18 protein-coding genes are annotated in these 21,348 nt (G+C 70.4%); 2 read left to right on the top strand and 16 right to left on the bottom strand.

The genetic code is table 11. From position 1 onward, the window contains the following. Window positions 1-48: 48 nt before the first annotated feature. Both ACFVKT_RS38180 and fmt read right to left on the bottom strand, forming a co-directional pair. Window positions 49-1,473, bottom strand: a complete 1,425-nt coding sequence (locus ACFVKT_RS38180) for an RsmB/NOP family class I SAM-dependent RNA methyltransferase (protein ID WP_385740898.1) — start codon at window positions 1,471-1,473, stop codon at window positions 49-51. Between the two features lie 445 nt (window positions 1,474-1,918). Then, window positions 1,919-2,851, bottom strand: a complete 933-nt coding sequence (gene fmt, locus ACFVKT_RS38175; RefSeq protein WP_385740895.1) for a methionyl-tRNA formyltransferase — start codon at window positions 2,849-2,851, stop codon at window positions 1,919-1,921. A 376-nt stretch (window positions 2,852-3,227) separates the two neighbouring features. On the opposite strand from fmt, the gene ACFVKT_RS38170 reads away from it, so the two are divergent. Beyond that, window positions 3,228-3,776 (top strand): hypothetical protein, encoded by a 549-nt coding sequence (locus tag ACFVKT_RS38170; protein ID WP_385740892.1) that lies wholly within the window; start codon window positions 3,228-3,230, stop codon window positions 3,774-3,776. Between the two features lie 74 nt (window positions 3,777-3,850). On the opposite strand, the gene ACFVKT_RS38165 is transcribed toward ACFVKT_RS38170, so the two are convergent. The 14 genes from ACFVKT_RS38165 to pyrR form a co-directional block, all read right to left on the bottom strand. Further along, window positions 3,851-5,998 (bottom strand): primosomal protein N', encoded by a 2,148-nt coding sequence (locus ACFVKT_RS38165; protein ID WP_385740889.1) that lies wholly within the window; start codon window positions 5,996-5,998, stop codon window positions 3,851-3,853. 120 nt (window positions 5,999-6,118) lie between these two features. Then, window positions 6,119-7,327 carry a methionine adenosyltransferase gene (gene metK, locus ACFVKT_RS38160; protein WP_385740886.1) on the bottom strand — a complete coding sequence of 403 codons (1,209 nt, stop codon included), beginning with the start codon at window positions 7,325-7,327 and terminating at the stop codon, window positions 6,119-6,121. Window positions 7,328-7,678: 351 nt separating this feature from the next. After that, window positions 7,679-8,881 (bottom strand): bifunctional phosphopantothenoylcysteine decarboxylase/phosphopantothenate--cysteine ligase CoaBC, encoded by a 1,203-nt coding sequence (coaBC, locus tag ACFVKT_RS38155; RefSeq protein WP_385740883.1) that lies wholly within the window; start codon window positions 8,879-8,881, stop codon window positions 7,679-7,681. A gap of 133 nt (window positions 8,882-9,014) precedes the next feature. Further along, a complete protein-coding gene (gene rpoZ / locus ACFVKT_RS38150) occupies window positions 9,015-9,287 on the bottom strand; it encodes a DNA-directed RNA polymerase subunit omega (protein ID WP_003982715.1) in 273 nt (90 codons plus the stop codon). A gap of 36 nt (window positions 9,288-9,323) precedes the next feature. After that, window positions 9,324-9,881, bottom strand: coding sequence for a guanylate kinase (gene gmk / locus ACFVKT_RS38145; RefSeq protein ID WP_385740878.1), 558 nt, complete (start codon window positions 9,879-9,881; stop codon window positions 9,324-9,326). Between the two features lie 37 nt (window positions 9,882-9,918). Next, window positions 9,919-10,242, bottom strand: coding sequence for an integration host factor (locus ACFVKT_RS38140; RefSeq protein ID WP_384389499.1), 324 nt, complete (start codon window positions 10,240-10,242; stop codon window positions 9,919-9,921). 307 nt (window positions 10,243-10,549) lie between these two features. Beyond that, complete coding sequence (gene pyrF / locus ACFVKT_RS38135) at window positions 10,550-11,392, bottom strand: orotidine-5'-phosphate decarboxylase (RefSeq protein ID WP_385740875.1); 843 nt, start codon at window positions 11,390-11,392, stop codon at window positions 10,550-10,552. Beyond that, the gene (locus ACFVKT_RS38130; protein WP_385740872.1) at window positions 11,389-12,495 is read right to left on the bottom strand and encodes a quinone-dependent dihydroorotate dehydrogenase; all 1,107 of its coding nucleotides are present in this window, start codon (window positions 12,493-12,495) and stop codon (window positions 11,389-11,391) included. The genes pyrF and ACFVKT_RS38130 overlap by 4 nt, the downstream gene beginning before the upstream one ends. Before the next feature lie 52 nt (window positions 12,496-12,547). Then, the gene (carB, locus tag ACFVKT_RS38125; RefSeq protein WP_385740869.1) at window positions 12,548-15,856 is read right to left on the bottom strand and encodes a carbamoyl-phosphate synthase large subunit; all 3,309 of its coding nucleotides are present in this window, start codon (window positions 15,854-15,856) and stop codon (window positions 12,548-12,550) included. Continuing rightward, a complete protein-coding gene (carA, locus tag ACFVKT_RS38120; protein WP_385740866.1) occupies window positions 15,849-16,994 on the bottom strand; it encodes a glutamine-hydrolyzing carbamoyl-phosphate synthase small subunit in 1,146 nt (381 codons plus the stop codon). Before carA ends, carB begins: the two co-directional genes overlap by 8 nt. Further along, entirely contained in the window at window positions 16,991-17,545 is a 555-nt protein-coding gene (locus ACFVKT_RS38115) for a hypothetical protein (RefSeq protein WP_385741070.1), read from the bottom strand. The genes carA and ACFVKT_RS38115 overlap by 4 nt, the downstream gene beginning before the upstream one ends. 8 nt (window positions 17,546-17,553) lie before the next feature. Then, complete coding sequence (locus ACFVKT_RS38110) at window positions 17,554-18,840, bottom strand: dihydroorotase (protein WP_385740863.1); 1,287 nt, start codon at window positions 18,838-18,840, stop codon at window positions 17,554-17,556. A gap of 4 nt (window positions 18,841-18,844) precedes the next feature. Further along, complete coding sequence (locus tag ACFVKT_RS38105; protein ID WP_329548768.1) at window positions 18,845-19,822, bottom strand: aspartate carbamoyltransferase catalytic subunit; 978 nt, start codon at window positions 19,820-19,822, stop codon at window positions 18,845-18,847. 118 nt (window positions 19,823-19,940) lie between these two features. Continuing rightward, on the bottom strand, window positions 19,941-20,531 hold the full coding sequence (gene pyrR / locus ACFVKT_RS38100; RefSeq protein ID WP_385740859.1) for a bifunctional pyr operon transcriptional regulator/uracil phosphoribosyltransferase PyrR: 591 nt from the start codon (window positions 20,529-20,531) through the stop codon (window positions 19,941-19,943). A 253-nt stretch (window positions 20,532-20,784) separates the two neighbouring features. On the opposite strand from pyrR, the gene bldD reads away from it, so the two are divergent. Beyond that, window positions 20,785-21,285 (top strand): transcriptional regulator BldD, encoded by a 501-nt coding sequence (gene bldD / locus ACFVKT_RS38095; RefSeq protein ID WP_067366005.1) that lies wholly within the window; start codon window positions 20,785-20,787, stop codon window positions 21,283-21,285. Window positions 21,286-21,348: the final 63 nt, after the last annotated feature.

Raw genomic sequence — 21,348 nt, 5'->3', positions numbered from 1 at the left:
ACGCGCGCACTCCCTGCCCGGGGCTGCCCGGGCCGAGAGTTCACACGGTCATCCCGTCCGGCGGATCAACGCCAGATACATCGCGTCCGTCCCGTGCAGATGCGGCCACAGCTGTACGTCGGGACCGTCGCCCAGGGCCGGTACGCCGGGCAGCAGCGGCCGGGCGTCGATGAGCTCGGCGGCGTGCTGCTTGACGACGTCGTCGACCACGGCCCGGGTCTCGGCGAGGTGCGGCGAGCAGGTCGCGTAACCGACCACTCCGCCGACGCGCACGGAGTCGAGCGCCGTGCGCAGCAGCCCGCGCTGGAGCGGCGCGAAGCCCTCCAGGTCCTCGGGGCGGCGCCGCCAGCGGGCCTCGGGACGGCGGCGCAGGGCGCCGAGCCCGGTGCACGGCACATCCATCAGCACCCGGTCGAAGGTGCCGGACCGCCACGGCGGACGGGTCCCGTCAGCCGCGATGACCTGGTACGGCCCGGGGTTCCCGGCGAGCGCCTTCGCCACAAGACCGGCGCGGTGCGGCAGCTTCTCGGAGGCGAGCAGCAGGGCACCGCGTTCGGCGGCGAGCCCGGCCAGCATGGCGGCCTTGCCACCGGGACCGGCGCACCCGTCCAGCCACGCCTTGTCGGGCCCGTCGAGCGGCGCGTTCGCCAGGGCGATCGCGACGAGCTGGCTGCCCTCGTCCTGAACACCGGCACGGCCTTCCCGTACGGCGTCGATGGCACCCGGTTCGCCGCCTTCGGAGAGCCGCACGGCGTACGGCGACCAGCGGCCCGGCAGCGCGGACTCCTCGCCGAGCACGTCGAGGAGTTCACCGGCGGTGGACCGCCCTGGCCGGGCGACGAGCGTCACCTCGGGCCGCTCGTTGTCGGCTTCGAGCAGATCCTCGATCCCGGCGCGGCCTCCGCCGAGCGCGTCCCACAGCGCCGAGACGACCCACCTCGGGTGCGAGTGAACGATGGCGAGATTGTCCTCGGGGTCGTCCTCGTACGGCGGCGCGACCTGCTCGATCCATGCGTCGAGGTCCTGCTGCGAGATCTTCCGCAGGACGGCGTTGACGAACTTGGCCCGTCCGTCGCCGAGCACCACGCGGGCGAGCTCGACTGAGGCGGAGACAGCGGCGTGGGTCGGGATGCGGGTGCCGAGCAGCTGATGAGCACCGAGGCTCAGCACATCGAGCACCGGCGGATCGACTTCGCGGAGCGGCCGGTCGACACACGCGGCGATGACTGCGTCGTACGTCCCCTGCCTGCGCAGCGTCCCGTACACCAGCTCGGTGGCCAGCGCCGCGTCCCGCCCGTCGAAGTCGCCCTTCTCGCGCGCCTTCCTCAGCAACGGGGGCAGCACGAGGTTCGCGTACGCGTCCCGCTCGTCCACGGCCCGCAGCGCCTCGAAGGCGAGCATGCGGACCGGGTCCTTCTGGGGGCGGCGATAGGGCTTGCCGGGCTTGCGCGGCCGACGGGACTGCTCACTCACGAAAAGGTGCTCCGGATTCGGGAAAAGGTGCGTCTGCCAGCGTACGCCGCGGGGCTGACGCCGGGCCCCCGACGGTGTCTCGGGGTGGTGCCAAGAGCCGGTATCACGGCCGGCGTCAAGAACCTCATCGGCGTCTCGACAGGGTGCCAGGACCGGCCGCGGGATCCCGGCGGGGTGCCACGACCCGCCCTCGGGGTCCCGGGGTGGTCCCGGGGTGGTCCCGCGGTAGTGCCGGGACCCACTCGGGTGTTTCGGCGGGGCCCAAGACTCGCCCCCCTGCCTCGGCATGATGCCAGGACCCACACCGGCGTCCCGGCGGGTCCCACAACCCGCCGCCCGTCTCGGCATGATGCCAGGACCCGCTCCAGCCTCCCGGCAGGTCCCACAACCCGCCGCCCTGCCTCGGCTGATGCCTGGACCCGCCGGCGTCCCGGCGGGCGCCGGGTCAGGCCCCGACCCGCTCCCCGGAGTCGATCCGCACCCCGCGCGCCCAGTCGGCGGCGCGCATCGGCTTCTTGCCCTGGGCCTGGACCCACAGCAGCTCGACGGCGTACGAACCGGTCCCCACGTGCACGTTGTTCTTGCCCACGGACAGCTCGCCCGGGGCGAGGTCGGTGCGGTCGGCGGCCGGGGCGACCTGGATGAGCTTGAGCCGCTCGCCCCGGAAGACGGTCCAGGAACCGGGCGCGGGGGTGCAGCCACGGACGACCCGGTCGACGCGCAGCGCCGGGGCCGACCAGTCGACGTGGGCGTCCTCGACGCTGATCTTCGGCGCCAGGGTGATGCCGTCGGCGGGCTGGGGGACGGCCTTCAGGCTGCCGTCCTCGATCCCGTCCATGGTCGCGGCGAGCAGCCCGGAACCGGCGAAGGCCAGCCGGGTGAGCAGGTCCCCGCTGGTGTCGGTGGGCCGGATCTCCTCGGTGACGGTCCCGTAGACGGGTCCGGAGTCGAGCCCCTCCTCGATGAGGAAGGTGGAGGCGCCGGTGATCTCGTCCCCCGCCATGATCGAGTGCTGCACGGGTGCAGCGCCGCGCCAGGCGGGCAGCAGCGAGAAGTGCAGGTTGACCCACCCGTGGACCGGGATGTCCAGCGCCACGCGAGGCAGCAGCGCACCGTACGCGACCACGGGACAGCAGTCGGGCGCGATCTCCCGAAGCCGCGCCAGGAACTCCTCGTCCCGCGGCTTCACCGGCTTCAACACCTCGATCCCGGCCTCCTCCGCGCGCTCGGCGACCGGACTCGCGACAAGCCGACGCCCCCGCCCGGCCGGCGCGTCCGGCCGCGTGACAACGGCGGCCACCTCGTGCCGCCCGGAGGCGATCAGGGCGTCCAGAGCGGGAACGGCGACCTCGGGGGTACCTGCGAAGACCAGCTTCATGGGTGGCGGTTGACCTCTCGGACGGGAGTGCTTCAGACCCTGCACGCACGCAGGGAGCGGCGGGGTTGCGGGGCAGCGCACCAGTCTATGCGGGGCGGGCGGTCGGGGGCGCGGGGGCGCCCGACCCGCGGAAGGCCGCGTATCCGGCCAACCGACTCGCACAGAGATCCCGGGAGGGAACACACGTACCGGTGAAGTCCCTTGTCGAGTCAACAATCCACCGGGGGCGTACGCCCCACGTCGCGCCCCGTGCATATGCCCTTACGCCCCCGCAGCGTTACCACTCACCCCTCAACGCGTTGGTCAAGAAAGAGTTGACACAACGGGCCGCAATCGCGGCCCGATCCTTTTCAACGCCTGTTCGAGAGGCTTGTTCATGGCCGACCACGCAACCCACGACGCCCAGGCTCGGGCCAGCCTGCACTTGCTGGTGCGGGACATCGAGCGGGTCCGCCGGCAGGTGGACGCACTGCGCACGCTGACCGCCCAGCTGGGCAACGTCTACCGCCCGCGCCGCTCCGGCCCCTCCGCGGGCTTCGTCGTCTACGGACGCGCCCCCGCCCCGACCGTCCGCCTCGCCCAAGAGCTGCGGGACAGCGTCGAGACCCTGGTCACGGCCGCCGTGGACTTCGACCGCTCACTGGGTTTCTCGTGGGATGCGGTGGGCTCGGCCCTCGGGGTCACCAAGCAGGCGGTGCACCGCCGCTACGGCGCCCGCCGGGCCACCACCCAGGCCGCCGCGGAGGCGGAGCGCGCCACGGAGCCGGCGGGCAACCACACCGTCGCCGTCAACACCGGCATCCCCGCCCTGCCCGTACCGACGGTTCCCGCCGCCCGCTCCATGCCGACCCAGCCGACGGCGGGCAGCCCCACCCTCCGCGAGGAGGTGCGGCCCACCGCGTTCCCCGGGCCGCGCAACGGCTGACCCCTTGCCTCGTCTGCCTCCCGGCGCCACCAGGCCTGGGAGGCAGCCCGAACTGACACACCCTCCCCCAGCCCTCACCCGATGTCCGGCGGATCGATCCGGATCCGTACGGGCTCGCTCCCCCCACGAGCCATCCGGGTCGCCTGTGCGGTCTTCAACGCCGCGGCGAGCGCGGCCCCGCTCCCGGGCGGCACCCGAATGAGGGCCCGCTCCCAGTGCTCGCCCGGAGGCGCCCCCCCGGCCTGCCGTGGACGCCCCACCTGCGTGACGTGCATCGGAACGGGCCCCAACACCTCGGCGTCACCGGGCAGTTCGGCCGCGGCGAGGAATCCCGCCAGCGCCTCGGACGTACCGGACACGGCCGCCATCCGCGACACCGGGGGAAAACCGAGCTCGGCGCGCTCGGACAGTTCGCGGACGGCATGCCCGACGGGATCCCACCGTACGAGCGCCTGCACGGGCCGCAAGGTCGGCTCGGCGACGACTACCACGGTCCCCCCGGCGCTCTGCGGCCGCACCAGCGATGCCGCGCCGATCCAGCGCCGCAGCGCCTCTTCCCCGGCCCGCAGATCGGGCCGCCCGAGCATCGCCCAGCCGTCGAGCAGCAGTGCGGCCGCGTATCCACCGTCGGCCACCGGCTCGGCGCCCGGCGTGCTCACGACGAGTGCGGGCGCTCCCGCCACGGTGTCGAGGATCTGCTCCCGACCGGACGTCCGCACGGGTACGGCCGGAAACGCCCGCCCCAGTTCCTCCGCGGTCCGCCGCGCGCCCACGATCTGCGCCCGCAGCCGGAAGCCACCGCACTCGGGACAGTGCCAGGCCGCTTCGTCCCGCCCACACCACGTACACCGCAGCGCCCCCGCATCCTGCGCCTCCAACGGCCCCGCGCAGTGCCGACACCGCGCGGCGGCCCGGCACTGGGCACAGGCCATCCGCGGTACGTACCCCCGGCGAGGCACCTGCACCAGCACGGGCCCGTTGCGCAGCCCTTCCCGGACCACCTGCCAGGCGATCGTGGGCAGGCGCGCGGCCCGGGCCGCCTCGTCCCGCGCGAGATCGCCGTCCCCCACGGTCCGCACCAACGGCGCGGCCCCCCGCACCTGTTCGCGCTCCGCGACCAGCGGCAGCGCCCAGCCACTCTCGACGAGCTGCGCAGCCTCGACCGTGCAGCTCCAACTCCCCAGCAGAAAGGCACACTTGTCATGAGCGGCCCGCAGCTGAAGCACCTCCCGGGCATGCGGCTGCGGCGCGTGCAGCTCGCTGTGGCTGCCGTCCCCGTCGTCCCAGATGGCGACGAGCCCCAGATCCCGCACGGGCGCGAACATGGCGGCCCGCGTGCCCACGACGGCCCGTACGGACCCGCGCCGCACGGCAAGCCACTCCCGGTACCGCTTCTCCGGCCCGGCCTCCGCGGTCAGCACGGCGTGCCGCCCCTCCCCCAGCACCGAGGTCAGCGCTGCGTCGACGCGCGAGACGGCCCGCCCGTCCGGCACGACCACGAGCGCGCCCCGCCCCGAGGCGAGCGTCGCACCCACGGCCCGCGCCAGCTCCTCGGCCCAGCCGGGCCCGGGCAACGCGTTCCACACCGCGCGCGGCGCTCCCCCCGCCGCGAGCGCCTCCAGAAAGGCCGCCCCCCGCCCGTACCGCGCCCAGGACCCCACCTCGGGCACCCCGGGAACCGGCAGCGGCGCGGGCGAAGCCTTGCCTTCCGCCCGAGCGTTGCGCGGCGGCACAGCCAGTTGCAGCACATCGGCGAGGCTGCCCGCGTACCGGTCGGCGACAGCACGCGTGAGCCCCAGCAACTCCGCGCTCAACACCGGCTCGGGCGAGACGACTTGAGCCAGCGCGGCCAAGGGCCCCGCGTACTCCGACTCGGCAAGCCGCTCGACGAGAAACCCGTCGATCAGCCCCCCGCCCTCACGCCGCCCCTCCCGCACCCGATGCCGCCCGGCCCCGAACCGCACCCGCACCCGCACCCCGGGCTGCGCCTGCGCGTCGAGCTCCTCGGGCACGGCGTAGTCGAAGTACCGGTCGAGATGCAGCACGCCCTTGTCCACGAGCACGCGCGCGACGGGCAGTTCCCTGGCCAGCGCGGCGCCCCGCCACGTCCGCGGCTTCGCCTTCGGCGCCGCGGCCTTCCGCACACTCTCCCGAATCAACGCAAGCTGCTCGGGCGGCGCACCCTCCGCACCACCCTCAGACTCCCCGTCCGCGCTGCTCACAGCAACATTCCTACCAGACCCCACCGACAGCGCCACGCGCCCGAGGACGAGTGACACAACACCGGGAAACACCGAGGCCCGGCACCCCCAAGGGCACCGGGCCTCGCCACACAACAGGCCCTACAGGCCGACAGCCTTGCGCAGCGCTTCCACTCGGTCCGTCCGCTCCCACGTGAAGTCGGGCAGCTCGCGTCCGAAGTGACCGTACGCGGCGGTCTGGGAGTAGATCGGGCGGAGCAGGTCGAGGTCGCGGATGATGGCCGCCGGGCGGAGGTCGAAGACCTCGGTGATGGCGGTCTCGATCTTCTCGGCGTCGACCTTGGCGGTGCCGAAGGTCTCGACGAAGAGGCCGACGGGCTCGGCCTTGCCGATGGCGTACGCGACCTGGACCTCGCAGCGGGAGGCGAGTCCCGCGGCGACGACGTTCTTGGCGACCCAGCGCATGGCGTACGCGGCGGAGCGGTCGACCTTGGACGGGTCCTTGCCCGAGAAGGCGCCGCCGCCGTGGCGGGCCATGCCGCCGTACGTGTCGATGATGATCTTGCGGCCGGTGAGGCCGGCGTCGCCCATCGGGCCGCCGATCTCGAAGCGGCCGGTCGGGTTGACCAGGAGGCGGTAGCCGTCGGTCTCCAGCTTGATGCCGTCGTCCAGCAGGGCCTTCAGCTCCGGCTCGACCACGAACTCGCGAATGTCGGGGGCCAGGAGCGATTCCAGGTCGATGTCCGACGCGTGCTGCGAGGAGACGACGACCGTGTCCAGGCGGACCGCCTTGTCACCGTCGTACTCGATGGTGACCTGGGTCTTGCCGTCGGGGCGCAGGTACGGGATCGTCCCGTTCTTGCGGACCTCGGAGAGGCGGCGCGCGAGGCGGTGCGCGAGGTGGATCGGGAGCGGCATCAGCGCCGGGGTCTCGTCCGTCGCGTAGCCGAACATCAGGCCCTGGTCGCCCGCGCCCTGCTTGTCGAGCTCGTCCTCATCGCCCTCGACCCGCTGTTCGTACGCCGTGTCGACGCCCTGCGCGATGTCGGGCGACTGCGAGCCGATGGACACCGATACGCCGCAGGACGCGCCGTCGAAGCCCTTCTTCGAGGAGTCGTAACCGATCTCGAGGATCTTGTCGCGGACGAGCTGCGCGATCGGCGCGTACGCCTTTGTGGTGACCTCTCCGGCCACGTGCACCAGGCCGGTCGTGATCAGCGTCTCCACGGCGACCCGGGACTTCGGGTCCTCGCGCAGAAGCGCGTCGAGAATGGTGTCACTGATCTGGTCAGCGATCTTGTCGGGGTGACCCTCGGTCACAGACTCCGAGGTGAACAGGCGACGGGACACAACGCTCCCTGAGGTTGCAGCGGCTGCTGGCTGATCATTGGTGGACGGCCGGGGGCTGCGCCCGGCGTCGTCCGAGAACAGTTTATCGGTCGCACTCGCCTATAGGCCCATCTGTCTCGCTTCGCGGAAGCGCTGTGACCTGCGGCACGGGCATTCTCCGCCATGACGCTCGGTCTCCGCCAGGGTCGCCACGCCCGTTTTTCGCGCGTCTTGCGGCGCCTGTTGAGGCATTTTCAGCGTTCCCCATGGCTGAGATTTCACGTGACTGAGACGTTCCACTTTCACCCGAGACGCGGCATCACCTCCACCCGGGCCGGGGAACCACCCGAGCCCGAGCCCGGGCATCCTCCTTCACCCGAGCCGCGGCACCACCAGATCCCACACGATGTCGGCCAGCGCCTCCTTCGGCCCGTACGGCACCGGGGTCTCGCTGCCGTCGGCGCCGAGCACCACGGCCTCGTTCTCCTCGGCGCCGAAGGTCCTGCGCTCCCCCACCTCGTTCACCACGAGGAGGTCACAGCCCTTGCGCCGGAGTTTCGTACGTCCGTTGGCCAGCACGTCGTCCGTCTCGGCGGCGAAACCGACCACCACCTGGCCGGGCCGGGGCCGGTCCGCCGAGATCTCGGCGAGGATGTCCGGGTTGCGGACCAGCACGATCGGGTCCGGCTCCCGGCCGTCCTGCTTTTTGATCTTTCCGGTCACGTACGTCGCCGGGCGGAAGTCCGCCACGGCCGCGGCCATGACCACCGCGTCGGCGTCCGGGGCCGCCTTCAGCACCGCCTCGCGCAGTTGCACGGCGGTCCCGACCTGTACGACGTCCACACCGGCCGGGTCCGGCAGTCCGGTGTTGGCGGCGATCAGTGTGACCCTGGCGCCCCGCGCGGCCGCTGTACGGGCGAGGGCGTAGCCCTGCTTCCCGGAGGAGCGGTTGCCGAGGAAGCGGACGGGGTCGAGCGGCTCGCGCGTGCCACCCGCGCTGACGACGACATGCCGGCCGGCGAGATCCGGCTCGGCCACGCCCCGCGCGAGCACCCGCCGGCAGACCTCGAAGATCTCCGCGGGTTCGGGCAACCGTCCCTTGCCGGTGTCGACGCCGGTCAGCCGCCCCACGGCGGGCTCGATGACGACGGCGCCCCTGCGGCGCAGCGTCGCCACGTTCTCCTGCGTCGCCGGGTGCTCCCACATCTCGGTGTGCATGGCGGGTGCGAAGACGACCGGGCAGCGGGCGGTGAGGAGGGTGTTGGTGAGGAGGTCGTCAGCCAGGCCGTGGGCCGCCTTGGCGAGCATGTCGGCCGTCGCGGGGGCCACGACGACCAGATCGGCGTGCTGACCGATGCGGACGTGCGGCACCTCGTGGACGTCCGACCAGACCTCGGTGGAGACAGGATGGCCGGAGAGGGCGGACCAGGTGGCGGCGCCGACGAAGTGCAGGGCGGACTCCGTCGGTACGACCCGTACGTCATGACCGGACTCGGTCAGCCTGCGCAGCAGCTCACAGGCCTTGTACGCGGCGATACCGCCGCTGACTCCCAGCACGACCTTGGGCTTGTCCACCGGGTCTCCCCACACTCGAGAACGTACGACGCCGAACGGCTCAGGCCGAAAACCCCGTGCCGGACGACTCCATGACACACCACAGGCCCGACAGTCGCGCTGCCGGGCCTGTGGATGAAGAGAAACAGTGTGACTACTGAGCGGGGCCCTCAACGGCCTCGGACGTCAGCAGGCCCGCGTTGATCTCGCGCAGGGCGATAGAGAGCGGCTTCTCATGGACGTGGGTGTCCACCAGGGGACCGACGTACTCAAGGAGACCCTCACCGAGCTGCGAGTAGTACGCGTTGATCTGACGGGCACGCTTGGCCGCGTAGATCACCAGGCTGTACTTCGAGTCGGTGGCCTCGAGGAGCTCGTCGATCGGAGGGTTGATGATGCCCTCGGGAGCGGTGATGGAAGAGGACACGCTCTGCCTTCCGAAAAGGGAAAAAGACCTGAAAGATCAAACAACTTCCACCAAGGCTAGCAGCTCACGCGCTACATCCTCGACGGAGGTGTTGACAAGGGTGACATCGAACTCGGTCTCGGCCGCCAGTTCGATCTTGGCGGCCTCCAGACGGCGCTCGATCACCTCGGGCGGTTCGGTGCCCCGGCCGGTGAGTCTGCGCACCAGCTCCTCCCAGGAGGGAGGGGCCAGGAACACCAGCAAGGCCTCCGGCATGGACTCGCGGACCTGCCGGGCGCCCTGGAGATCGATCTCCAGGAGGACCGGCACACCCGCTTCCAGGTGCTCCAGGACCGCCGCACGGGGCGTCCCGTAACGGTTGCCGGCGAATTCCGCCCACTCCAGCAGCTCACCATTGGCGATCAGCTTGTCCATCTCCTCGTCACTGACGAAGAAGTAGTGGACTCCATGCTTCTCACCGGGGCGCGGCTTACGGGTCGTCGCCGACACCGAGAGCCAGACCTCGGGGTGTTCCTTGCGCATATGAGCGACGACCGTGCTCTTGCCGACCCCTGAGGGGCCGGAGAGCACGGTCAGCCGCGGACGTTCACTCATGCAGCGATTATTCCAGCAATCACGGGGTGCCCAGAACTCAGGCGCCCGCGCCGCCGAACTCACGCTCCAAGGAGGCGATCTGGTTCGAACCGAGGCCGCGTACACGACGGCTCTCGGAGATCCCCAGTCGCTCCATGATCTGCTTGGCGCGGACCTTGCCCACGCCCGGCAGGGACTCGAGGAGAGCGGAGACCTTCATCTTGCCGATGACGTCATTCTCCTGGCCCTGCTTGATGACCTCGTGAAGGGAGGCGCCGGAGTGCTTGAGTCGATTCTTGACCTCGGCCCGCTCCCGGCGAGCCGCGGCGGCCTTTTCGAGCGCGGCTGAGCGCTGTTCAGGGGTAAGGGGCGGAAGAGCCACGCCTACGTCACCTCGGATGTCGAACTGTCGGATACGGACCGGTGAGGAACCTAGTCGCCCCACACCTGGGGAGCTACGAGCAACACGCTTGCCCGAACACTCTCGACGGAGACTAGCGGGCAACCGCGCCAGAGTCAGCGAGAACAGCGGAAAAGTCCTGGTCAGCCTCCCTGGAGCTAGACATTTCCGACATATTGCCCTGGATTTGAGAATGTATTCAGGCTCGGCGCCCTCCGAAGCCCCTCGTCGGAGAGCCTCCGAGGCCTCTAAACGTGCTCCCACAGAACGTCGCAAGGCCTTCGGACGCTCAGACGGCCGCCACAGCGACCCGGATCTCCTCCGCGAAGCCCTCCGCGACCTCCCGCAGCGCGACGACATCGGGACCGTGACACAGAACACCCCGGCTGACGTTCGGGACGACATTGCGCACCGCCGCGCCGAAGACACCCGCGAGATCGGCCGCGGTGGCCCCCTGAGCGCCGATCCCGGGCGCGAGGATCGGCCCGTTGATGTCCAGGTCGTACGAGGAGAGGTCGCCCAGGGTGGCGCCCACCACCGCGCCGTAGGAGCCCAGGGGTGTCTCTCCCGCGTTCTCGGTGGCGAGATGGGCCAGCATGGTCGCTCCGACGTTCCGGCCGTCCGCCCGGACCGCGTGCTGCACCTCGCCGCCCTCCGGGTTGGAGGTGAGTGCGAGGACGAAGAGGCCGGCCCCGCTCTCGCGGGCCAGTTCGACCGCGGGCTTCAGCGAGCCGTACCCCAGATACGGCGACACGGTGAGCGCGTCCGAGAACAGCGGCGCGTCCTTGCACAGGAAGGTCTCCGCGTACGCGGCCATGGTCGAGCCGATGTCGCCGCGCTTGGCATCCATCACGACCAGCGCGCCGGCCGCCCGCGCCTCCTCGACCGACCTCTCCAGGACGGCGATACCGCGCGACCCGAAGCGCTCGAAGAACGCGCTCTGCGGCTTCAGCACGGCGACCCGGTCGGCCAGCGCCTCCACGACGGTGCGGCTGAACCGCTCCAGGCCCGCGATGTCGTCACCGAGGCCCCACTCCGCGAGCAGCGAGGCGTGCGGGTCGATGCCGACGCACAGCGGACCGCGGTCGTCCATGGCACGGCGAAGACGCGCGCCGAAGGGTTCCAGGCTCATGCGGACTTCCTCACGTCGGCGCCGACCGCGTCGGCGAGGGTGGCGTACGGGCTCGTGCGGAGGCGCGCGACGAGCCCCTTGTGGATGGCGCGGCCCCAGAAGGGGCCCTCGTAGATGAAGGCGCTGTAGCCCTGGACCAGCGTGGCGCCGGCCAGGATGCGCTGCCAGGCGTCCTCGGCGTTCTCGATACCGCCGACGCCCACCAGGGTGATCTGGCCGCCCACGCGCGCGTAGAGGCGGCGCAGCACCTCCAGGGAGCGCGATTTCAGCGGCGCTCCCGAGAGCCCGCCCGTCTCCTTGACCAGCGTGGGTTCGGACTTCAAACCGAGTCCGTCGCGCGCGATGGTGGTGTTCGTGGCGATGATCCCGTCCAGGCCGAGTTCGACGGCGAGGTCGGCGACGGCGTCGATGTCGTCGTCGGCGAGGTCGGGCGCGATCTTGACGAGGAGCGGCACCCGCCGGTCGGTGACCGCGCGGTCGGCGGCTTCACGGACGGCGCTCAGCAGCGGCCGCAGCGCCTCGGTGGCCTGGAGGTTGCGCAGGCCCGGGGTGTTCGGCGAGCTCACGTTGACCACGAGGTAGTCGGCGTGGCGGGCCAGTCGCTCGGCCGACTTCACGTAGTCGCCGACGGCCTCCGCCTCGGGGACGACCTTGGTCTTGCCGATGTTGACGCCGACGACGGTCCTGAAGACGGGTGTACGGGCCGCCAGGCGCTCGGAGACGGCCGCGGAGCCCTCGTTGTTGAAACCCATACGGTTGATCAGCGCCCGGTCCGGCACCAGGCGGAACAGCCGCTTCTTGGGGTTCCCGGGCTGCGGCTCACCGGTGACCGTGCCGATCTCGATGTGGTCGAAGCCGAGCATCGACATCCCGTCGATGGCGACGGCGTTCTTGTCGAAGCCGGCGGCGAGCCCGAACGGGCCGTGCATCCGCAGGCCGAACGCCTCGGTGCGCAGTTCCTCGTGGCGGGGCGCGAGGGCAGCCGCGACGAAGGTCCGGAGCACGGGGATGCGGGCGGCCAGGCGGATCCAGCGGAAGGCCAGGTAGTGGGCCCGCTCGGGGTCCATCCGTTGGAAGACGAGCTTGAAAAAGATCTTGTACATGGGTGTCCTCACGAAGAGGGGGACACCGTTTCCGGTGTCCCCCTCAGGGCTGCTAGTCGCGGGCCGCGGTCAGATGCTCGGCGTGTTCCTGCAGTGAACGCACGCCCACGTCACCGCGGTTGAGCGCGTCGATGCCCTGGACGGCTGCGGCGAGCGCCTGAACCGTCGTCAGGCACGGGACGGAGCGCGCCACGGCCGCCGTACGGATCTCGTAGCCGTCGAGGCGGCCGCCGGTGCCGTACGGCGTGTTGACGATGAGGTCGACCTGGCCGTCGTGGATGAGCTGGACGATGGTCTTCTCGCCGCTCGGGCCCACGCCCTCGCTCTGCTTGCGTACGACGGTGGCGTTGAGGCCGTTGCGCCTGAGCACCTCGGCCGTGCCTGAGGTGGCGAGCAACTCGAAGCCGTGGGCGACGAGTTCACGCGCCGGGAAGATCATCGAGCGCTTGTCGCGGTTGGCGACGGAGATGAAGGCGCGGCCCTTGGTCGGCAGCGGACCATAGGCGCCCGCCTGGGACTTGGCGTACGCCGTGCCGAACACCGAGTCGATTCCCATGACTTCACCGGTGGAGCGCATCTCCGGGCCGAGCACCGTGTCGACGCCGCGCCCGTGGATGTCGCGGAAGCGCGACCACGGCATGACGGCCTCCTTGACGGAGATCGGCGCGTCGAGCGGAAGCGTGCCGCCGTCGCCGTTGGCGGGCAGCAGCCCCTCCGCGCGCAGTTCGGCGACGGTCGCGCCGAGCGAGATGCGGGCGGCGGCCTTGGCGAGCGGCACCGCGGTCGCCTTCGAGGTGAAGGGGACGGTCCGCGAGGCACGCGGGTTGGCTTCGAGGACGTACAGGATGTCCCCGGCCAGCGCGAACTGGATGTTGATGAGTCCGCGCACGCCAACACCCTTGGCAATGGCCTCGGTTGACGCCCGCAGTCGCTTGATGTCGAACCCGCCGAGCGTGATCGGCGGCAGCGCGCACGCCGAGTCGCCGGAGTGGATACCGGCCTCCTCGATGTGCTCCATGACGCCGCCGAGGTACAACTCCTCACCGTCGTACAGGGCGTCGACGTCGATCTCGATCGCGTCGTCGAGGAACCGGTCCACCAGCACCGGCCGGGAGGGGCTGATCTCGGTCGACTCGGCGATGTAGGAGGACAGTCGCGTCTCGTCGTACACGATCTCCATGCCGCGCCCGCCGAGCACGTACGACGGCCGGACCAGGACCGGGTAGCCGATCTCGTCGGCGATGGCCTTGGCCCCGGCGAAGGTGGTGGCGGTGCCGTGCTTGGGAGCCGGCAGGCCGGCCTCCTCCAGGACCCGCCCGAAGGCGCCGCGGTCCTCGGCGGCGTGGATGGCCTCCGGTGAAGTACCCACGATCGGGACGCCGTTGTCCTTGAGCGCCTGCGAGAGGCCCAGCGGGGTCTGGCCGCCGAGCTGCACGATCACACCCGCGACCGGACCGGCCAGCGTCTCCGCGTGCACGATCTCCAGCACGTCTTCGAGCGTCAGCGGCTCGAAGTACAGGCGGTCGGAGGTGTCGTAGTCCGTCGAGACGGTCTCCGGATTGCAGTTGACCATCACGGTCTCGTAGCCGGCGTCGCTCAGCGCGAAGGAGGCGTGGACGCAGGAGTAGTCGAACTCGATGCCCTGGCCGATGCGGTTGGGTCCTGAGCCCAGGATGATGACCGCGGGCTTCTCGCGCGGGGCGACCTCGGTCTCCTCGTCGTAAGAGGAGTAGAAGTACGGCGTGTTGGCCGCGAACTCGGCGGCGCAGGTGTCGACCGTCTTGTAGACCGGGCGGATGCCGAGCGCGTGCCGCACCTCGCGGACCACGTCCTCGCGCAGGCCGCGGATCTCGCCGATCTGGACGTCGGAGAAGCCGTGCCGCTTGGCCTCCGCCAGCAGCTCGGGATCCAGCTTGTCGGCGGCGGCCAGCTCGTCCGCGGTCTCCTTGATCAGGAAGAGCTGGTCCACGAACCACGGGTCGATCTTCGTCGACTCGAAGACCTCCTCGGGAGTGGCACCCGCGCGGATGGCCTGCATGACGGAGTTGATACGCCCGTCGGTCGGCCTGGCCGCCTCTTCCAGAAGAAGGGCCTTGTCGCCGGGCTCGCCGACGAAGGTGAACTGGCTGCCCTTCTTCTCCAGCGAGCGCAGCGCCTTCTGTAGCGCCTCGGTGAAGTTGCGGCCGATCGCCATGGCCTCGCCCACCGACTTCATGGTCGTGGTGAGGGTGGAGTCGGCGCTCGGGAACTTCTCGAAGGCGAAGCGCGGGGCCTTCACGACCACGTAGTCGAGTGTCGGCTCGAAGGACGCCGGGGTCTTCTCCGTGATGTCGTTCGGGATCTCGTCGAGCGTGTAGCCGACGGCGAGCTTGGCCGCGATCTTGGCGATCGGGAAGCCGGTCGCCTTGGAGGCGAGGGCGGAGGAACGCGAGACACGCGGGTTCATCTCGATGACGATGATCCGGCCGTCCTCGGGGTTCACCGCGAACTGGATGTTGCAGCCGCCGGTGTCGACACCGACCTCGCGGATGATCGCGATGCCGATGTCGCGCAGCCGCTGGTACTCGCGGTCGGTCAGCGTCATCGAGGGCGCGACGGTGATCGAGTCGCCGGTGTGCACGCCCATCGGGTCGAAGTTCTCGATGGAGCAGACGACCACGACGTTGTCGTTCCGGTCGCGCATCAGCTCCAGCTCGTACTCCTTCCAGCCGAGGATGGACTCCTCCAGGAGCACCTCGGTGGTCGGCGAGAGCGTGAGGCCCTGACCGGCGATGCGGCGCAGCTCCTCCTCGTCGTGGGCGAAGCCGGAGCCGGCGCCGCCCATGGTGAAGGAGGGGCGGACGACGACGGGGTAACCGCCCAGCGTCTCCACGCCCTTGATGATGTCGTCCATGGTGTGGCAGATCACCGACCGGGCGGACTCGCCGTGCCCGATCTTGGCGCGGACGGCTTCGACGACGCCCTTGAAGAGCTCGCGGTCCTCGCCCTTGTTGATCGCCTCGACGTTGGCGCCGATCAGCTCGACGCCGTACTTCTCCAGGACACCCTGCTCGTGCATGGAGATGGCGGTGTTCAGGGCCGTCTGGCCGCCCAGGGTGGGCAGCAACGCGTCCGGCCGCTCCTTGGCGATGATCTTCTCGACGAACTCCGGGGTGATCGGCTCGACATACGTGGCGTCGGCGATCTCCGGGTCGGTCATGATCGTCGCCGGGTTTGAGTTGACGAGGATGACCCTGAGGCCTTCGGCTCGCAGGATGCGGCAGGCCTGGGTGCCGGAGTAGTCGAACTCGGCGGCCTGGCCGATGACGATCGGGCCGGAGCCGATGACCAGGACGGACTGGATATCGGTGCGCTTAGGCACGCTGGGCTCCCTTTTCTGCCATGAGCTCTACGAAGCGGTCGAACAGGTAGGCCGCGTCGTGCGGGCCCGCCGCCGCCTCGGGGTGGTACTGGACGCTGAAGGCCGGCTGGTCGAGCAGCTGAAGTCCCTCGACGACCTGGTCGTTCAGGCAGACGTGGGAGACCTCGGCGCGGCCGTAGGGGGTGTCGGACACCTTGTCGAGCGGCGCGTCGACGGCGAAGCCGTGGTTGTGCGCGGTGACCTCGACCTTGCCGGTCGTCCGGTCCTGCACCGGCTGGTTGATGCCGCGGTGGCCGTACTTCAGCTTGTACGTGCCGAAGCCGAGCGCGCGGCCCAGGATCTGGTTGCCGAAGCAGATGCCGAAGAGCGGGGTCTTGCGCGCCAGCACCGCCTTGATCACGGTCAGGTCCACGGTGGACGGGTCGCCCGGGCCGTTGGAGAGGAAGAAACCGTCCGGATTCACCGCGTACACGTCCTCGACCGTGGCGGTCGCGGGCAGTACGTGCACCTCGATGCCGCGCTCGGCCATCCGGTGCGGGGTCATGCCCTTGATCCCCAGGTCAAGGGCGGCAACGGTGAACCGCTTCTCGCCGATCGCGGGGACGACGTACGACTCCTTGGTGGCAACCTCCTCGGAGAGGCTGGCGCCGGCCATCTCAGGAGCCTGGCGCACCTCGGCGAGCATGGTGCCCTCGTCGGGCAGCGCGTTGCCGGAGAAGATGCCGACGCGCATGGCGCCACGCTCACGCAGGTGGCGGGTCAGCGCGCGGGTGTCGATGCCGCTGATGCCGACGACACCCTGGTTGCGCAGTTCTTCGTCCAGCGAGCGCCGGGAGCGCCAGTTGGAGGAGACGCGCGCGGGTTCCCGTACGACATAACCGGCGACCCAGATCCGCTTCGACTCGGGGTCCTCGTCGTTCACGCCGGTGTTGCCGACGTGCGGGGAGGTCATCACGACGACCTGGCGGTGGTACGACGGGTCGGTGAGGGTCTCCTGGTAGCCGGTCATGCCGGTGGAGAACACCGCTTCGCCGAAGGTCTCCCCCACGGCCCCGTAGGCACGGCCGCGGAAGACGCGGCCGTCCTCCAGGACGAGTACGGCGGGAACCTTCGCGGCTCCCTTGGTGGAGGTCGTCATCGTGCGCCTTCCGTTTCCGTCGTTTTGATCATGTCGTTCAGGGTCTGGACCCATGTGGTGTGCTCTGCCGCGCGGTCGGAGCGGAACCCCGAGTCGATCAGCCGTTCGCCGTGCGCCCAGGTGACGACGAGCAGACCGCCCTCGGTGAGGACCTTGCCCGCGATTCCCTTGTCGAGCCTGGCCTCGCGGAGCTGCGCGGCCGGGACGAAGAAGTCGGCCGCTCCAGGGCGTACGACGTCAAGGCCCGCGTCCGTCAGCGTGAGCTCGACCCTGCTGCGGGTGCCCAGGCCGTGCGCCACGATGCGGTCCAGCCACTGCCCGGCGGTGGTGGAGCCGTGGTAGCGACCGGTCAGCTCAAGTCTCACCGGACCGAGGTCTTCCGGCGCGGTGGGCAGCTCGGGCAGGTCGCCCTGGAGGGTGCCGCGCCACTTCCAGCCCTCACGCATCAGCCAGTAGAGAAGCGCGACGAAGAGGGCGAGGCCGACGAGCCAGCCCACGCGGGCGGCCCAGTCGGTCACTTCCGCCGACTTCTGTTCGGCGGCGATCATCATCTGAGGTGTCACGCGAGCTTCCCGTCCACGAGGGTGGCCTTGCCCCGGAGCCAGGTGTGCGTGACACGGCCCGGCAGCTCACGGCCCTCGTACGGGGTGTTGCGGCTGCGCGAGGCGAAGCCCGCGGGGTCCACGGCCCCACGGTATTCCGTGTCGACCAGCGTGAGGTTGGCGGGCTCACCTGCCGAGACAGGACGGCCGTGACCGGTGGCCCGGCCGATCGCGGCGGGTTTGGCGGACATCCGGTCCGCGACGCCGGCCCAGTCCAGCAGTCCGGTCTCGACCATCGTCTGCTGGACGACGGACAGTGCGGTCTCGAGCCCCACCATGCCCATGGCGGCCGCGGCCCACTCGCAGTCCTTGTCCTCGTGCGGGTGCGGAGCGTGGTCGGTGGCGACGATGTCGATCGTCCCGTCGGCGAGCGCCTGACGCAGAGCCAGCACGTCACGCTCGGTGCGCAGCGGCGGGTTGACCTTGTAGACCGGGTTGTAGGTACGCGCCAACTCGTCGGTGAGGAGCAGGTGGTGCGGGGTGACCTCGGCGGTGACGTCGATACCGCGGGACTTGGCCCAGCGGACGATCTCGACGCTGCCGGCGGTCGACAGGTGGCAGATGTGGACGCGGGAGCCGACGTGCTCGGCGAGCAGGACGTCCCGGGCGATGATCGATTCCTCGGCCACCGCCGGCCAGCCGCCGAGCCCCAGCTCGGCGGAGACGACGCCCTCGTTCATCTGGGCGCCCTCGGTGAGCCGCGGCTCCTGCGCGTGCTGCGCGACGACCCCGCCGAACGCCTTCACGTACTCCAGCGCTCTGCGCATGATCACCGCGTCGTCCACGCACTTGCCGTCGTCCGAGAAGACCGTGACCCCGGCGGCGGACTCGTGCATGGCGCCCAGTTCGGCGAGCTTCTTGCCCTCCAGGCCGACAGTGACGGCGCCGATGGGCTGTACGTCGCAGTAGCCGTGCTCCTGGCCGAGCCGGTAGACCTGCTCGACGACACCGGCGGTGTCGGCGACGGGGAAGGTGTTGGCCATGGCGAACACGGCGGTGTAGCCGCCGCTCGCCGCCGCCCGCGTGCCGGTCAGCACGGTCTCGGAGTCCTCGCGGCCCGGCTCACGCAGATGCGTGTGCAGATCGACGAGCCCCGGCAGCAGCACCTTGCCCTCGGCCTCGACCACCTCCGCGCCCTCGGCCGAGAGCCCGGTGCCGACCGCCTCGATGACCGGGCCGTCGACGAGTACGTTCTGCGGCTCGCCGCCGAGCACCCGCGCACCACGGATAAGGATCTTGCTCATGTACTTACTTCTCCTCGGTACGGGTGTGGGTGACGGCGGGCTCGTTGCCGCCAAGGAGCAGGTAGAGGACGGCCATTCGGATCGATACGCCGTTGGTGACCTGCTCGACGACGGTGCAGCGGTCCGAGTCGGCGACCTCGGCGGTGATCTCCATACCGCGGACCATGGGGCCGGGGTGCATCACGATGGCGTGCTCGGGCATCCGCGCCATGCGGTCGCCGTCCAGGCCGTAGCGCCGCGAGTACTCGCGCTCGGTGGGGAAGAACGCCGCGTTCATCCGCTCACGCTGCACACGCAGCAGCATCACGGCATCGGACTTGGAGAGCGTGCTGTCGAGGTCGTACGAGACCTCGCAGGGCCACGCCTCGACGCCGACCGGGACCAGGGTGGGCGGGGCGACGAGGGTGACCTCGGCGCCGAGGGTGTGCAGCAGGTCGACGTTGGAGCGGGCCACACGGCTGTGCAGGATGTCGCCGACGAGCGTGATCCGCTTGCCGGCCAGGTCCTGCCCTATCCCCGCGTCCCGGCCGACGAGCCGGCGCCGCATGGTGAAGGCGTCGAGCAGCGCCTGGGTGGGGTGCTGGTGGGTGCCGTCCCCGGCGTTGATGACGGCCGCGTCGATCCAGCCGGACGTCGCGAGCCGGTAGGGGGCTCCGGAGGCGCCGTGCCGGATGACGACGGCGTCGACGCCCATGGCTTCGAGTGTCTGGGCGGTGTCCTTGAGGGACTCGCCCTTGGAGACGCTCGACCCCTTGGCGGTGAAGTTGATGACGTCCGCTGAGAGGCGCTTCTCGGCGGCCTCGAAGGAGATCCGGGTACGGGTCGAGTCCTCGAAGAAGAGGTTGACGACGGTGCGGCCGCGCAGAGTCGGCAGCTTCTTGATCGGCCGGTCGGCGACCCGGGCCATCTCCTCGGCGGTGTCGAGGATCAGGACGGCGTCGTCGCGGGTGAGGTCGGCGGCCGAGATGAGATGACGCTGCATCTTTCAGGCTCCGTAAGGAAGTTCAGTTCGCGGGAGAATTCGGGCGCGCGGCCGTGCAAGGGCACACGGCAGAAGCACTGTGCGAGGGCGCACGACAGGGCCGTACGTCCGCGCGTGGCTACTGCTCGCCGCCCGTGGAGGTCCGCTTCGCACCCAGCAGGACGGTGTCGCGACCGTCCTCCTCGGCGAGCTGGACCTTGACCGTCTCCCGCAACGACGTGGGGAGGTTCTTGCCGACGTAGTCGGCGCGGATGGGCAGTTCACGGTGACCGCGGTCGACGAGGACCGCGAGCTGCACCGCGCGCGGGCGGCCGATGTCGTTCAGCGCGTCGAGCGCCGCGCGAATGGTGCGGCCGGAGAAGAGCACGTCGTCGACGAGGACGACCAGGCGGCCGTCGATGCCGTCGGCGGGGATCTCGGTGCGGGCCAGCGCTCGTGGTGGGTGCATGCGCAGGTCGTCGCGGTACATGGTGATGTCGAGGGAGCCGACCGGGATCTTGCGTCCGGTGATCTCCGCCAGCTTCACCGCGAGCCGCTGGGCGAGGAAGACGCCCCGGGTCGGGATGCCGAGAAGGACCACGTCGTCGGCGCCCTTGGCGCGCTCGACGATCTCGTGGGCGATGCGGGTCAGCACCCGCGCGATGTCGGGGCCTTCGAGAACGGGCCGCGCATCGGCTTCGTATTGCTGCTTGTCTTGCTCGGTGTCCATATGAAACGGACCTCCTTCTCCGCCTCACGGGACGGATCATTAAAGGACGTCGGAATTGCGCCAACCACGCTACCAGCCCGGCAACGCGCCTGATCACCCCCCTTCAAGCCATCGCCGGTGAATCCCACTGAAGGGTCGGTCCGGACCATTCGGCTTGACGGGGGAGAGTAACGCTGCGTAACCTCACAGTGAGTCACCAGAGTCACCAGCCGCGCGGCCGAGCCGCACGTTGATACAGCGTCCGGGGAGCTATATGTCCAGCGAATACGCCAAACAGCTCGGGGCCAAGCTCCGGGCCATCCGCACCCAGCAGGGCCTTTCCCTCCACGGCGTCGAGGAGAAGTCCCAGGGACGCTGGAAGGCGGTCGTGGTCGGTTCGTACGAGCGCGGAGACCGCGCCGTCACCGTGCAGCGTCTTGCCGAGCTCGCGGACTTCTACGGGGTTCCGGTGCAGGAGCTGCTGCCCGGCACCACTCCGGGCGGGGCCGCCGAGCCGCCGCCGAAGCTGGTCCTGGACCTGGAGCGGCTGGCCCACGTGCCGGCTGAGAAGGCCGGTCCCCTGCAGCGCTACGCCGCGACGATCCAGTCGCAGCGCGGTGACTACAACGGCAAGGTGCTGTCGATCCGCCAGGACGACCTGCGCACGCTCGCCGTCATCTACGACCAGTCGCCCTCGGTCCTCACCGAGCAGCTCATCAGCTGGGGCGTCCTGGACGCGGACGCACGCCGCGCGGTCTCCCACGACGAGGGCTGATTCCAGACCGCACTTCAGCAGAAACGTGCCGCCGGGGTGGCCGGAACACATCGTTCCGGCCAC

Origin of the sequence: Streptomyces sp. NPDC127595 (assembly GCF_042671685.1) — a bacterium.
Classification (GTDB): domain Bacteria; phylum Actinomycetota; class Actinomycetes; order Streptomycetales; family Streptomycetaceae; genus Streptomyces.
Note: the sequence above shows the minus strand (reverse complement) of the source record. Positions and strands in the feature narration are given on the sequence as shown.